The organism is Agrobacterium sp. InxBP2, from assembly GCF_026191755.1.
In the GTDB taxonomy this organism is placed as follows: Bacteria; Pseudomonadota; Alphaproteobacteria; order Rhizobiales; family Rhizobiaceae; genus Agrobacterium; species Agrobacterium pusense.
The window spans coordinates 251,674-265,468 of sequence record NZ_JAINDY010000029.1 but is presented as its reverse complement, the minus strand read 5'-3'; the positions used below and the strand labels follow the sequence as shown (position 1 = coordinate 265,468).

Here is a 13,795-nt window from a genome sequence, read left to right as displayed (position 1 = left end):
TGTTCGGATTTCGCTGCCGAGACCTATTCCTTCGGCATGCCAACCGGCGGCGCAAGGCGGCGTTGCGCGGCGATGCGGAAGGGGGCGTTCATGGCGCCATAACCGCCGTAAGCCCCGCGCCTTTCGATGATTTCGAAGAAGAATCCTTCGCCGAAGGTGCGGCTGTAGATCTGGAAATATTCGCCATTGTCGTCGCGGTCATAAAGGATGCTTGCCGCTCTGAGCGCATCGGAAAATTCCGGCTCCAGACCGAAACGGGCTTCCAGATCGTCGTAATAATTGCGCGAGATCGGCAGGGCCTGAAAACCGCGCGCCTGCATCGCCTTGGCCGTCGCGAAAATATCGTTGGTGGCGAAGGCGATGTGCTGGATGCTGGTGCCGAAACCTTCAGCCAGGAATTTGCCGGCGAAGGTCTTGCGATTGTCGGCACCGTTCATGGTCAGGCGGAAATGCGGTGAGGGTACGCTTTCAATCGCCTGGCTGCGCACCAGCCCGCCCGGATCGACCACATCGATCATCGGTGTGCGGCGGGTAGAAAACAGCGAGGTGTAGAACAGAAGCCACGTCAGCATTTCATCGTAATGCGTTGTTTGCGCAAGATGATCGATCCTCTTAAGCCCGGCATCGCCAGCTCGTTTATTGTCGCCGACTGTCGCAAACTCATTGTCCCAGATGGAAGCAAGCGCCGGCGAATCGTCGAGGAAATAAATGACACCGTTGCCCACGCCCTGAATGGCCGGGACGGCGACTTCGCCCGTCTTGCGCGGCTCGGCGAAGGTGGGCGCACCCAGCGCTTCAGCACGCGCCAGCGCCGCTTTGGCGTCATCGACCTTGAGGCCGAATGCATAGGCATTGGTGCCGTGGATGGAATAGGACGCCCCGGCGAAACTGTCGCCGCCATCACTGGTATTGATGACGATGCGGATATCGCCCTGGGTGTAGAGGTCGACATCGCGATTGCGGTGATGTGCGGTTTTCTCGAAACCGAGCGTGGCGAGCAGCGCCTCCAGATTGATCTTTTCTTCCGGCGCCGTGGTGAATTCCACGAACTCCACGCCCCGCGTCTCAACCCGGTCCGGCATGGCGGGCACGTCGATTCTGATATCCGGCTCAAGACGGCGCACCTGATCCATCAGGTTGACGAGCGAGCGGTGGCCGTCCTCCGCGAGCAGCCGGGCCGAGCCGCCGCGGAACTGGTCATTGAAGATCTCGAGCGACAGCGGGCCGCTATAACCGGTTGCAGCCACGGCGCGCATGAAATCCACGACAGGCAGATCGCCTTCTCCCGGCATGTTGCGGAAATGGCGGCTCCAGTAGAGCAGGTCCATGTCGATCAGCGGCGCATCGGCCAGCTGGACGATGAAAATCTTGTCGCCGGGAATGGAACGGATGGAATTGGGATCGATCTTGCGCGACAGCGTGTGGAAACTGTCGAGAATGATGCCGACATTGGCGTGGTCGGCACGGCGCACCACTTCCCAGGCATCGCGGTGATCGCTGATGTGACGGCCCCAGGCAAGCGCCTCGTAACCCACGCGCACGCCATGTTTTGCGGCAAGTTCGCCCAGCTGATGGAAGTCGGCGGCGGCGCGGTCTATGCCGCCGAGCGAGACCGGCGAGACATTTGAGCAGATCAGCATCAGATCTGTGCCGAGTTCGCCCATGATGTCGAATTTCCGCTGCGCTCTCTCGAAGGCGCGGGCGCGGTGCGGCTCCGGCATGCCCTCGAAATCGCGGAACGGCTGAAACAGGGTGATATCAAGTCCGTGGTCGGCAGCCAGTGCCTTTACCTCGCGCGGGGAGGCGTCATAGGTCAGGAAATCGTTTTCGAAAATCTCCACGCCGGAAAAACCGGCCTTGGCGATCGCCGCCAGCTTTTCGGGGAATTCGCCACTGATCGATACGGTTGCAATGGATGTGCGCATTGGCATGCCGTGTCCTGCTGTGTCATAGCTCGCCATATTGCCTTCCTTTTCAGCCTTATGTACTGATTGGTTAATAAGCAGGGCGTGACCGCAGGCCGCCGCCCCACCGATGGAATGGATGATGACCAAAACTGCGACTTTGAACGCGACCCGAGAAAGCCGGCAGGCGAAGCGTGATCCGGAAGGGGTTCGCCGCGACATTCTTTCGGTGGCCATGGAAGAGTTTTCGCAAAACGGCCTCTCCGGCGCCCGCATCGATGAAATAGCGGCGCGCACGCGCACGTCCAAGCGCATGATCTATTATTATTTCACTGACAAGGAGAGCCTCTACCAGCGCGTTCTGGAGGAGGCTTATGCCAAGGTGCGCGGCGGCGAGAGCGATCTGGAACTCGATGATCTGGAACCGGCTGCGGCGCTCGACAAGCTCTGTCGGTTCACCTTCGATCACCACCGGCGCAATCCCGCTTTCATTCGCATGGTGATGATCGAGAACATCCATCACGGCCGGCACATGCAGTCCTCCGAAACGATCCGCCAGCTCAACCGTCCGGCCATCGATGCGCTGGAAAGCGTGCTGCTGCGAGGCCAGCAGAGCGGCGTCTTCCGCGAGGGCATCGATGCGCTGGAATTGCACTGGCAGATCAGCGCGCTGTCCTTTTTCAACGTCTCGAATGTCACGACGTTCTCGTTCATCTTCGGCGACAGCCTGTTCACCGATGCGGGACAGGAAACATTGTCGCGGCATGTCAGCGACATGGTGCTGCGTTATGTGCTGACGCCCGCCCATATCACGACGAGCGCGAAAGACGGCCGATGAGGTGGCGCAGCGCCACGTCATAACCTTCGATGCCGAGGCCGGCGATCACGCCTTCGGCGCGGGTCGAGACATAGGAGTGGTGCCGGAAGACCTCGCGCTTGTGGATGTTGGAAATGTGAACCTCGATCACCGGCCCTTCAAAGGCATTGAGCGCATCGAGGATGGCCACCGACGTATGGGTAAAGGCGCCGGGGTTGATGACGATGCCTGCGGATTTGCCGCGGGCTTCGTGAACCCAGTCGATCAGCTCATATTCCCGGTTGCTCTGGGCAAAAAACAGTTCGTGGCCGGCGGTTTCTGCGATCCCGCGGCAACGGGACTCGATATCGGCGAGCGTTTCATAGCCGTAGATTTCCGGCTGGCGCTGGCCGAGCAGGTTGAGGTTCGGGCCGTTGAGGATGGTGAAAAGACTCATGCCACCCCCTCCGCCATGCACAGCTCGGTGAAATGTGCGGTCATGCGCGCAGCGTCCGGCTCGCGGGCGCAGAAGAGGCGGAATGCGCCAACGGCCTGAAACACCGTCATGCCGCCGCCGGGCAGGGTGCGACAGCCCTTTTTCGCCGCCGTCGCCAGCAACTCGGTCACGAGCGGCATGTAGACGATATCGGCCACCCAGTGTCGCTGTTCGATCAGGGCGGCCGAAACCGGCATGCCGGGATGGGCGGGCATGCCCATTGGCGTGGCGTGGATCAGGCCATCGGCAAAGGGCAGGGAAGCGGCCGGGTCGCGAACGGCAAAGGCGCGCCCTTCTCCGAACCGGTCGTTGAGTTCGCTCGCCAGGCGCTCGGCCCGGGGCAAATCGCGATCGAAAATATCGAGTCTCATAATATCGAGCTTCAGGGCGGCATGGGCGACAGCCACACCGGCGCCGCCTGCGCCGACCAGCAGCGCCCGATCACGCTTTGCATCCGGCAGGCCGCGCACGAAGCTTTCGTAAAAGCCGTACCAGTCCGTGTTATGGCCAATGCGGCGGCCGTCGCGGAAGACGACGGTATTGACCGCTCCAAGCATGCGGGCGTCGTCAGAAAGTTCGTGCAGATGCGCGATGACGGCCTGTTTGAACGGATGGGTGATATTGGTGCCGGCAAAACCGCGCGCCTCCAGCTCATCGAGCAGATCGGGAAGGGCGCTCAGGGGCAATTTGCGTGCGGAGACATCCACCAGCTCATAAGAATAGTCGAGACCATGGGCTGCTCCCTCGCGCATATGCAGCGCGGGTGACTTGGATAGCTGGATATCGGCGCCTATCAGGCCGACCTTGAATGCGGTTTTGTCTGTCATGATCTCGGGTCGTTCATCTGTTCGGCGGCGGGCATCGCCTGCCTTCGGGTTGCTGGCGAGGTGTTGAAACCTCGCCGTCGTCATCCTCGGGCCTGATCCCGGGGATCTGTCATCCGCTGGCTCCATGGATCCCCGGGCCTGTCCCGGGGATGACGCTGTCTCTGCGCGGGAGGTCGCCAAGAATTCCCCCGCGGAGCGCGAACCTCAATGATGGGCGAGAATTTCGCCAAGGAACGTGCGGGTACGCTGGTGCTTGGGATCGCGGAAGAATTCCTCCGGGGGGCCTTCCTCGATGATCTCGCCTTCCGACATGAAGACCACGCGGTCGGCCACCTGCCGGGCGAAACCCATTTCATGCGTCACGCAGATCATCGTCATGCCGTCGCGGGCAAGACCGATCATGGTGTCGAGCACTTCCTTCACCATTTCCGGATCGAGGGCCGAGGTCGGTTCGTCGAACAGCATCGCCTTCGGTTCCATACACAGCGCCCGCGCAATCGCCGCGCGCTGCTGCTGGCCGCCGGAAAGCTGGGCGGGGTACTTGTCGGCCTGGTTGAGAATGCGCACGCGCTCCAGATATTTGCGTGCCGTCGCCTCCGCATCGGCCTTCGACAGGCCTTTCACCCGCATGGGCGCCAGCGTGCAGTTTTCCATGATGGTCTTGTGCGGGAAGAGATTGAAGCTCTGGAACACCATGCCCACTTCGCGCCGAACCGCATCGATGGCGCGGCTGGAATCCGAAAGCATGGTTCCCTCCACCGTAATCTTGCCCTCCTGGATCTCCTCCAGATGGTTGATGCAGCGAATGAGGGTGGATTTGCCCGAACCGGACGGGCCGCAAAGAACGATCTTCTCGCCCTTGCGAACCGTCATATTGACATTTTTAAGCGCGTGGTAGGCTCCATACCACTTTCCGACCCCTTCAAGGGCGATAAGCGGAACCTGTGCGGCGGCGGATTGCGGCATGGAAACCTCCGGATTACTTCACGGTGAAGGGGATGTCGGGAAGGCTGTCCGGGAAGGCCGGCACTTCGCGCTTCATCCATTTGTCGTAAATCTTGGCGAGCTGACCATCCGACTTGATCTTGTCGAGGAAGGCGTTGATGGTTTCGTTCCAGTCCTTCTCGCCCGGGCGGGTGCCGGCGCCGTTATACATGGTCGTCAGTTCGAACTTTGATTCGTACTTGCCCTCGGCAGCCTTGTTCAGCCGGTCGCCGTAGAACATGTTGCCGCCCACGGCTTCGACCTGGCCCGATATCAGCGCCTGAATATTGGCGGCGTCGTCATCGAAGCGCAGGATATTGGCTTTGGAGCCGGCACCGGCAGTAATCGCCGTGTCCATGGCGCTCGACTTCGGCACGCCGACATTGATGCCGGTCAGATCATCGTAACCGGCGATCTTCTTGTCCTTGGGGGCATAGACGGAAAACACGTTGCCGACATAGGGCTTCGAATACTGAATGCTCTTGGCGCGCTCGGCGGTCATGGCCATGGTGGCGAAGAGCACGTCGACCTTGCCGGTCAGCAGCGCCGGGATGCGGTTTGCGACGGCGAGCGGCACGAACTCGGCCTTGACGCCGAGATAGTCCGCGAAGGCCTTGCCGATATCGGCATCGAGACCATCCTGCACGCCGCTGGAATTCACGAAGCCCCAGGGCGAATTGTCACCCTGAATGCCGATGACGACCTTGCCCTTGGCCTTTGCCTCTTCAACGGTCCCGGCGAAAGCATTGCCCGGTGTCACGAAAGGCAGCGCAACCGTTGCCGCGGCGAGCGCGAGCAGGGCGCGACGCGAGAATTTCATGCTGGTGGTTTTCATCTTTTGCTCCTCCTTACAAAGCTGATGAGATGGTTTTGACGTTTAACGGGACGCGGCCTGCAGCCGCTTTTCGACGCCGGCGCCCCACAGGGAGAGCGGCCAGCAGATCAGGAAATAGATGATGCCGACGAGGGCGAAGACGGTGAGCGGGCGGAACGTCTGGTTGGAGACGATCTGTCCGGCGCGGGAGAGCTCGACGAAACCCACGATCGCCGCAAGCGAGGTGCCCTTGATGAGCTGCACGAGGAAACCGATGGTGGCCGGCAGTGAAATCTTGAGGGCCTGCGGCAGGATCACATCCTTCATGCGTGAGACGTAATGCAGGCCGAGCGCATTGGCCGCTTCCGTCTGCCCTTTCGGCACGGCCTGGATGCCGCCGCGCCAGATTTCACCCAAGAAGGCGCTGGCATGCAGCGTGAAGGCGATGGCAACGGCGATCCAGGCATCGACATTGAGGCCGGCGAGCGCCACGCCGTAATAAACGACGAAAAGCTGCATCAGGAGCGGCGTGCCCTGGAAGATGGCGATGTAGGCCGTGCTTGCCCGCTGGATTGCCGGGCTGTCCGCAACGCGCGCGAGCGCCACGCAAAGGCCGAAAATGCCGCCGCCGATAAAGCCGATGATGGTCAGCGCAAGGGTCCATTTCAGGCCCTGCAGCAGGAAGAAGAGTTCGTTGGGACCGATGGATGCCATTGTCTTTTCTCCTCACTTGACCGGATAGCTGAAGGAAAGGCGGGAGATGAGCGAGAAGACGGCCATCATCAGCGAGGAAATGACGAGATAAAGCAGCGTGATCGAGAAATAGACCTCGAAGGACCGGAACGTATCCGCCTCGATCTTCTGCGCGACCGAAGTCAGCTCGTAAGCGGCGATCGAAGTGCAGACCGACGTCGTCAGCGTCAGCATGATGAACTGGCTGGTGAGTGACGGATAGACCGCGCGCAACGCCGGCTTCAGGATGATATGGCGGAAGATCTGCGCCCGGTGCAGGCCGAGCGCGAGGCCCGCTTCCACCTGGCCCCTGGGGATGGAATCGACCCCGCCCCGAATGATTTCAATGGCATAGGCGCCACCGTTCAGGGCCAGCGCAATGATGGCGGTGACGGTGGGATTGAGCTTGATGCCGATCTGCGGCAGGGCGAAGAAGATGAAGAATATCTGCACCAGAAACGGCGTGTTGCGGATGGCTTCCACAAAGGCGATGACGATGCCGCGCAGCAGCCTGAAACGCGAGCGTCGGGCGACAACCCCGAGAACCCCGATGACGGTGGCAAGCGACATGCCGGCAATGGCAAGGCCGATCGTCGCCAGACAGGCTAAAAGCAGCTCGGGCAGCCGGTCTATGACCGCTGAGAAATCGAGACTGTAAGACATTCTTCCTCCCAACCCCTTCGGGTCCGGACAGGCTTTGCGCCTTGTCCGCATCGCTCTGGAACCGTGCGGCGCCAAAGCCCTCCATTTGTCGATTTTTGCCGCTGCGGGCTTCGAACCCTTGTCGGCGGCGTCTCGTTAATCTTAATGTTTGTACCAGTTAGTTCATTTTTGTGTCAAGCGTCATATCCGGTTAAAAAGCGGCGTCGCCGCTGTTTTTTTGTTTTTTGAAATTCCCGATAAAGTCTTTTTTATCAATGGCTAATGCAAAGGAGCGCAAGCGCTTTCCGCACGTCACCATGTCGCCACCGGCCGCCCGTCTGGTAGTTCCTGGAAACCCTGGTCTATGGAAGATGGCGATCGCCCTGAGGCTCGTTTTCGCCTGCGCCCAACCTGTCTATCTGCCCCGCCAACCGCTCGGCGATCAGCAGCGAGGCTCCCGTTGCCGTCACCATTTGTGGGAGCGACAGCCATTCCAGCATCCAGCCCGCGCCGGACCTTTCCTGTTCGTGCACAAGCGACTGGTGCAACGCCGATATGTGCACGGCATTGAAGCGCGCGAGCGTCACCAGCGTTTCGGCATTGACCGGGTTTTGTTTGTGCGGCATGGCCGAGGAACCGCCGCCTCCGGAGAGGCGGATTTCCGTGCCGAGTTCGGCCATGAGCGCGATGTCCTGCCCGAACTTGCCGAGCGTGCCCGTGATCAGCGAAAGCAGACCGGAAAATTCGGCGATGCCGTCGCGCTGGCTTTGCCATTGTGGCCGATCCGCAAGGCCGAGGCGCCTTGCCAGATCGATGCGCACGGCTGCGGCATTGTCACCGAGCTTTTCGAGCGTGCCGGCCGCGCCGCCGAATTGCAGGGCGAAACCGGTCTGCGCGAAGCTCTGGAGCCGCAGCAGATGGCGCTCCAGCGGTGAAATCCAGCTTGCCGCCCGGTCGGCGACCGTGATGTCGATCGCGGCCTGCATGCGGGTATAGCCCGTCAACGGATTATGGCCGTCGCGGGAGGCGAGATCTCCCAGCGTATCGACGAGACGCCCGAGCCGCATGGCGATGATTTCCGCCGCCATTTTCAGCCGCAGCATCAGGCTGGTATCGATGACATCCTGGCTGGTCGCGCCGAAATGCACCTTGTCCGCTGCCTTGCCGGCGACGGCCGCCCGCATCTGCCGGATGAGTTCGGGAACCACAACGCCATCCTTTGCGACGCCGTGGCGAAGGGCGGTGATGTCGGCGGCAAAGTCCGACAGGCCTGAGACAATCGCTTGTGCCACCTCATCCGCAAGGATGCCAGCCTCCGCCTCCGCCTCCGCCAGCGCCGCTTCGAAACGGATCATGGCGTCGATATCCGCCCTTGCCGAAAACAGCTCGACGATTTCGCTGTCGCCGAAAAGGCCTGAGAGGAAAGGGTGCTCGAAGGGGGAAAGGCTCATTGTCCGTCTCGCTTTCTTTTGCGCATATCGTTGTCGCAAAACCGCTGCACACTTTTGCGCGATATGCGTCAGATATCGAAAAACACGGTTTCGCCTTCGCCCTGCAGACGGATATCGAAACGATAGACGTTGCCTTCTTCCTTTTTGGCGACAAGCGTGGCGATGCGGCTCTTCTGCTCGATGCGGGCGAGAACGGGATCGGCGGCATTGGCCTCCTGTTCTTCCGGGAAATACATACGGGTCTGCAGGCCGATATTGATGCCGCGCGCGACGATCCAGAAGGTGATGTGCGGCGCCATCGGCCGACCGTCGCGGAACGGCACCGAGCCGGGCTTGATGGTTTCGAAGACGAATTCGCCCGTATCCATGTCACCGGGCGAGCGGCCCCAGCCGATGAAATTCGGATCGGCCTTGCCGCGCGTTTCGCTCGGGCTGTTGTAATAGCCGTCGGTATCGGCCTGCCATATCTCGATCAGCGCATCCTTGAGCGGCATGCCGGCGCCGTCATAGACCGTGCCGCGCACGCTGATGCGCTCGCCGCGGGCCTTGTCGTTATAAAGCGGGCCGGAACCGAGATCCTTCTCGAACACGCCTTCGATGCCGACGAAATTGGGTGTGCAGCCGATATGCACGTAGGGCCCTGCCGTCTGTGAGGCGGTTTCCTTGAAATAGTTGAGCGGCTGAACCATGGTCAGTTGCCCTCCATGCGGTTTTCGAAAAGGGTGGAGCGGCGACCGCGCAGCACGATATCGAACTTATAGGCCAGCATGTCCATCGGCAGCGTCGCATTCATGTCCAGCGGCGCGATCAGTCTCCGTATCGCATCCTCGTCCGGAATGGTTTTGACGATCGGACATTTCCAGATCAGCGGATCGCCCTCGAAATACATCTGGGTGATGAGGCGCTGCGCGAAACCGTGACCGAAGATGGAGAAATGGATATGGGCCGGCCGCCAGTCATTGACGCCGTTCGGCCAGGGATAGGCGCCTGGCTGGATGGTCTTGAACCAGTAATAGCCGTTCTCGTCGGTGATCGTGCGGCCGACGCCGCCGAAATTCGGATCGATGGCCGCGAGGTAGCTTTCCTTCTTGTGGCGGTAGCGACCGCCGGCATTGGCCTGCCAGAATTCCACCAGCGCGCCGTCGACGCCGCGACCGCACTCGTCCAGCACCCGGCCGTGAACGAGAATACGCGGTCCAACAGGCATTTCACCAGGGCGGGCATAGTTGAGGATGAGGTCGTTATCCAGCGGGTTCAGCATGCCATGGCCAAAAACGGGACCGGTGATCTCGCTCTTGGTTCCTTCAAGCGAAATCAGGGCGCGTTGCGGCGAGCGCAGGATCGAGGTCTTGTAGCCGGGCGCATAGGCCAGCGGGTGAATATCGCGGTTGCGCGCGAAGAAAGGCCCGGTTTCTGGTGGCTGGTTGCTCATTTCGTCTCCTCCCCATCGCCAGTTTTATCAAGGGAACTATCGGCTTTCATGCTGGCCAGGGCAAGCTTGGCAATCTTGAAAGCATGATTGGCGGCAGGCACGCCGGCATAGATCGCCACGTGCATCAGCGCCTCGCGAATATCCGCCTCGGTTGCGCCGGTATTGACGGTGGCGCGCACATGCATGGCAAGTTCTTCGTCCTGGCCCAGCGCCGCAAGAAGGGCGATGGTGACCATCGAGCGCTCGCGTTTCGTCCATTGATTGCCGGACCAGACGGTGCCCCAGGCGCCTTCGGTAATGAGCTGCTGAAAAGGCTGGTCGAAGCCCGTCGTCACGGTCTGGGCGCGGTCCACATGGGCATCTCCCAGCACGGAGCGACGGGTCTTCATGCCCTGTTCGAAACGTTCGTTCTTGTTGTTCTGGTCCGCCATCGGTCAATGCTCCGGCAAGGTCTTGAGAAAAATGCACGCGGCCTGCGCGTAGGCGAGTGGCTGTTCAAGGCAGGGAATGTGGCCGCAGCCGGCGATTGTTACAAAGCGGCTTGCGGGAATGAGGTCCGCCAGCGACTTTACCAGTTCCGGCGGTGTCGAGCCGTCCTGATCGCCCACGATACAAAGGGTCGGCACGGCAATGCGCCCGGCGGCCGCGGTAAAATCCGCGTCGCGGATGGCGGCGCAAGTGCCGCTGTAACCGGCTTCCGGCTGTTGCGACAGCATGTTGCGTGCGCCGGCATAGGCGGCATTGTCAGGCGTGCGGAAGGCGGGCGTGAACCAGCGCTCCATGACGGGATCGACCAGCGAGCCGAGGCCATCGGCAGAGATTTTGTCGATGCGGGCGTTCCACATGTCGGCCGTGCCGATCTTGTGAGCGGTATTGCTGAGCACGAGTGCGCGGACGAGATCGGGCCGGCGGGCATAAAGCCCCTGGGCAATCAGGCCGCCGACGGACAGTCCCCAGATGACGGCACTTTTCACGCCGAGATGATCGAGCAGCGCGATCAGGTCACCGGCATGGTCGTCGATCGAATAGGGTGGGCGACCGATATCGGAAAGCCCGTGGCCACGCTTGTCGTGCAGCACGTAGGCATAGTCATCGCCAAGCACCTCGATCACCGCATCCCAGATGCGGAAATCCGTACCGAGCGAATTGATGAAGGCGATGACCGGCTTGCCGCTGTCCAATCCCTTGACGCGATAATGGATCACGGTCTCGCCGCAGCGCAGAAAATGCATGATGGCTCCTCCTGCCGGGGATATTGCAAGCGGGTTCCGGTTAAGTAAAATGACATTATCGATGAAAATCATAACCACTGGATTATACGAGCGATGGTCGACCAGCGTATCAAGTTCCGCCACCTGCAGACCTTCGTGGAGGTTGCGCGGCAGAAAAGCGTTATCCGCGCCGCCGAAATCCTGCATGTCAGCCAGCCGGCGGTGACAAAAACGATCCGCGAACTGGAAGAGATCCTGGGTGTCTCGCTATTCGACCGGGAAGGTCGCGGCATTCGCATCAGCCGCTACGGCGAGGTTTTCCTGCGCCACGCCGGCGCGACGATGACGGCGTTGCGACAGGCGGTCGATTCGGTTTCGCAGGAGGCGGCGCGCGCCGGTTCCCCGGTGCGGGTGGGTGCTCTGCCCACGGTTTCGGTCCGCATCATGCCGAAGGCGATGGCCGGTTTTCTGGCGGAAAAGACCGGCAGCCCGGTGAAGATCGTGACGGGCGAAAACGCCGTTCTGCTGGAGCAGCTGCGGGTCGGCGATCTCGATCTCGTCGTCGGCCGTCTCGCGGCGCCGCAGAAGATGGCCGGGTTTTCCTTCGAGCATCTCTATTCGGAAAGGGTGCGCTTCGTGGTGCGGGCTGGCCACCCGCTTCTGTCGCCCGGTGTTTCGGTGTTCGATCACCTGCATGAATATCCGGTGCTGATGCCCACACGGCAGTCGGTCATCGGTCCTGTCGTGGAACAGTTTTTGATCGCCAACGGTGTTCCGGCCCTGCCGATCCGCATCGAAACCGTATCCGACGCCTTCGGCCGCGCCTTTCTGCGCACCAGCGACGCGATCTGGATCATCTCGGAGGGCGTGGTGGCGGCGGATGTGGCCGATGGCATCCTCGAAATTCTGCCGGTCGAGACCGGCGATACCAGCGGCCCGGTGGGACTGACGGTGCGGGCCGATACACAGCCCTCGCTGCCGCTTTCGCTGTTGATGCAGGCCATACGTGAGGCGGCGGGCGAGTTGCTGGATGGGAGGGCGGAGGCTGGTTCTTGAGATGAGGGTGAGGGTCGGAAAAGTCTGAGAACCTCTCCTCCGTCATTCCGGCCTGGAGCCGGAATCCAGCCACGGCGCGTCTGCGCCGTGAAAAGAGTCTTTTTTGCGATCAATGATTTGATCGAGCTGGACCCCGGATCAGGTCCGGGGTGACGGGTGTGGAAACGGTAGGGATAAAAGCCGCGTGTCTGGGGCAGCCCTAATAGGGAAGCCCCACGTAATTTTCCGCAAGCGCGGTGGAAGCGGCGCGCGATTGGACGAGATAATCCAGTTCCGCCTCCTGAATGCGCTGGCCGAAATCCCCCGTATCGGGAAAACGATGCATCATCGTCGTCATCCACCAGGAGAAGCGCACCGCCTTCCACACGCGGGAAAGCGCCTTCTGCGAATAGGCGTCGATGCCGGCCTCAGACCTGTCGCGATAAAACTCGATCAGCGCCTCGCTCAGATAATGTACGTCGCTGGCGGCAAGGTTCAGGCCCTTGGCACCCGTTGGCGGCACGATATGGGCGGCATCTCCCGCTAAAAACAGCCGACCGAACCGCATTGGTTCACTGACAAATGAACGGAGCGGCGCGATCGATTTTTCAAAGGAGGGGCCGGTCACCATCGCATCCGCATGGTTTTCCGGCAGGCGACGGCGGATTTCATCCCAGAAACGTTCATCGCTCCAGTCTTCAGGCCGGTCCTCGAGCGAACATTGAATGTAATAACGGCTGCGCGTGTGCGAGCGCATGGAGCAGAGCGCAAAACCGCGCGGATGATTGGCGTAGATGAGTTCGTGGTTGACCGGCGGCACTTCGGCCAGAATGCCGAGCCAGCCGAAGGGGTAGACCTTCTCGAATTCCCTGATCGCGCCTTGCGGCACGGATTTTCGGCTCACCCCGTGGAAACCATCGCAGCCGGCAATGAAATCGCAATCGATCCGGTGGGTTACGCCATCTTTCTGATAGGTTACATAAGGGCTTTCGCCATCGAAGTCATGCGGCTCGACATCAGATGCATCGTAGATGGTCGAGAGGCCGGCCGCTTCGCGCACATCCATCAGGTCATGGGTCACTTCCGTTTGACCATAGACCATCACACGCTTGCCGCCGGTCAGATCGAATAGATCGATACGATGGTCGCGACCGTCGAAGGTCAGCGAAAAACCGTCATGCGGCAGACCCTCGCGGCGCAGGCGCTTATCCGCGCCGGCCTTTTCCATGAGCTGTACCGTGCCTTCTTCCAGCACGCCGGCGCGGACGCGGCCGAGAATGTATTCCTTGCTGACGCGGTCGAGAATGACGGTCTCGACACCGGCTTTCGCCAGAAGCTGGCCAAGCAACAGCCCCGATGGACCGGAGCCGATGATGACGACCTGTGTACGCATTGTTTCCTCCCGAACTTGTCTCCGGTCAAGAAATTGACCAAGCGTTGCCGGAAGCTCAATGGACTTTCCGGTCCGTAA

General features: G+C 60.9%; 15 protein-coding genes. 2 read left to right on the top strand and 13 right to left on the bottom strand.

Going from position 1 to position 13,795, the window contains the following annotated elements:
• Positions 1-23: 23 nt before the first annotated feature.
• Positions 24-1,925 (bottom strand): bifunctional sugar phosphate isomerase/epimerase/4-hydroxyphenylpyruvate dioxygenase family protein, encoded by a 1,902-nt coding sequence (locus K7A42_RS13850; RefSeq protein WP_280171350.1) that lies wholly within the window; start codon positions 1,923-1,925, stop codon positions 24-26.
• A 121-nt stretch (positions 1,926-2,046) separates the two neighbouring features.
• Here K7A42_RS13850 and K7A42_RS13845 point away from each other — a divergent pair, with 121 nt between their 5' ends.
• Positions 2,047-2,742: a TetR/AcrR family transcriptional regulator gene (locus K7A42_RS13845; protein ID WP_022562722.1), complete on the top strand. Its 696-nt coding sequence runs from the start codon at positions 2,047-2,049 to the stop codon at positions 2,740-2,742.
• Here K7A42_RS13845 and aroQ read toward each other — a convergent pair.
• From aroQ to pcaD, 11 genes are all read right to left on the bottom strand, one after another.
• The gene (gene aroQ, locus K7A42_RS13840) at positions 2,714-3,157 is read right to left on the bottom strand and encodes a type II 3-dehydroquinate dehydratase (protein ID WP_004445128.1); all 444 of its coding nucleotides are present in this window, start codon (positions 3,155-3,157) and stop codon (positions 2,714-2,716) included. The genes K7A42_RS13845 and aroQ overlap by 29 nt on opposite strands.
• Positions 3,154-4,023, bottom strand: coding sequence for a shikimate dehydrogenase (locus K7A42_RS13835; RefSeq protein WP_282455407.1), 870 nt, complete (start codon positions 4,021-4,023; stop codon positions 3,154-3,156). The genes aroQ and K7A42_RS13835 overlap by 4 nt, the downstream gene beginning before the upstream one ends.
• Before the next feature lie 204 nt (positions 4,024-4,227).
• Entirely contained in the window at positions 4,228-4,989 is a 762-nt protein-coding gene (locus K7A42_RS13830; protein WP_004445125.1) for an amino acid ABC transporter ATP-binding protein, read from the bottom strand.
• 13 nt (positions 4,990-5,002) lie between these two features.
• A complete protein-coding gene (locus K7A42_RS13825; RefSeq protein WP_037092263.1) occupies positions 5,003-5,842 on the bottom strand; it encodes a transporter substrate-binding domain-containing protein in 840 nt (279 codons plus the stop codon).
• A gap of 42 nt (positions 5,843-5,884) precedes the next feature.
• Entirely contained in the window at positions 5,885-6,535 is a 651-nt protein-coding gene (locus K7A42_RS13820; protein WP_004445121.1) for an amino acid ABC transporter permease, read from the bottom strand.
• Between the two features lie 12 nt (positions 6,536-6,547).
• Positions 6,548-7,216, bottom strand: a complete 669-nt coding sequence (locus K7A42_RS13815; protein ID WP_282455406.1) for an amino acid ABC transporter permease — start codon at positions 7,214-7,216, stop codon at positions 6,548-6,550.
• A gap of 341 nt (positions 7,217-7,557) precedes the next feature.
• Positions 7,558-8,646: a 3-carboxy-cis,cis-muconate cycloisomerase gene (locus tag K7A42_RS13810; RefSeq protein WP_282455405.1), complete on the bottom strand. Its 1,089-nt coding sequence runs from the start codon at positions 8,644-8,646 to the stop codon at positions 7,558-7,560.
• A gap of 68 nt (positions 8,647-8,714) precedes the next feature.
• A complete protein-coding gene (pcaG, locus tag K7A42_RS13805) occupies positions 8,715-9,335 on the bottom strand; it encodes a protocatechuate 3,4-dioxygenase subunit alpha (protein ID WP_004445117.1) in 621 nt (206 codons plus the stop codon).
• Positions 9,336-9,337: 2 nt separating this feature from the next.
• Positions 9,338-10,078 (bottom strand): protocatechuate 3,4-dioxygenase subunit beta, encoded by a 741-nt coding sequence (gene pcaH, locus K7A42_RS13800; protein ID WP_282455404.1) that lies wholly within the window; start codon positions 10,076-10,078, stop codon positions 9,338-9,340.
• Positions 10,075-10,509, bottom strand: coding sequence for a 4-carboxymuconolactone decarboxylase (pcaC, locus tag K7A42_RS13795; protein ID WP_004445114.1), 435 nt, complete (start codon positions 10,507-10,509; stop codon positions 10,075-10,077). The genes pcaH and pcaC overlap by 4 nt, the downstream gene beginning before the upstream one ends.
• Positions 10,510-10,512: 3 nt before the next feature.
• Positions 10,513-11,310, bottom strand: coding sequence for a 3-oxoadipate enol-lactonase (gene pcaD, locus K7A42_RS13790; protein WP_034496723.1), 798 nt, complete (start codon positions 11,308-11,310; stop codon positions 10,513-10,515).
• A 93-nt stretch (positions 11,311-11,403) separates the two neighbouring features.
• On the opposite strand from pcaD, the gene pcaQ reads away from it, so the two are divergent.
• Positions 11,404-12,345: a pca operon transcription factor PcaQ gene (gene pcaQ, locus K7A42_RS13785; protein WP_282455403.1), complete on the top strand. Its 942-nt coding sequence runs from the start codon at positions 11,404-11,406 to the stop codon at positions 12,343-12,345.
• Positions 12,346-12,544: 199 nt separating this feature from the next.
• Here the strand turns inward: pcaQ and pobA are convergent, their stop codons facing one another.
• Positions 12,545-13,717, bottom strand: a complete 1,173-nt coding sequence (pobA, locus tag K7A42_RS13780; RefSeq protein ID WP_072493009.1) for a 4-hydroxybenzoate 3-monooxygenase — start codon at positions 13,715-13,717, stop codon at positions 12,545-12,547.
• Positions 13,718-13,795 lie beyond the last annotated feature (78 nt).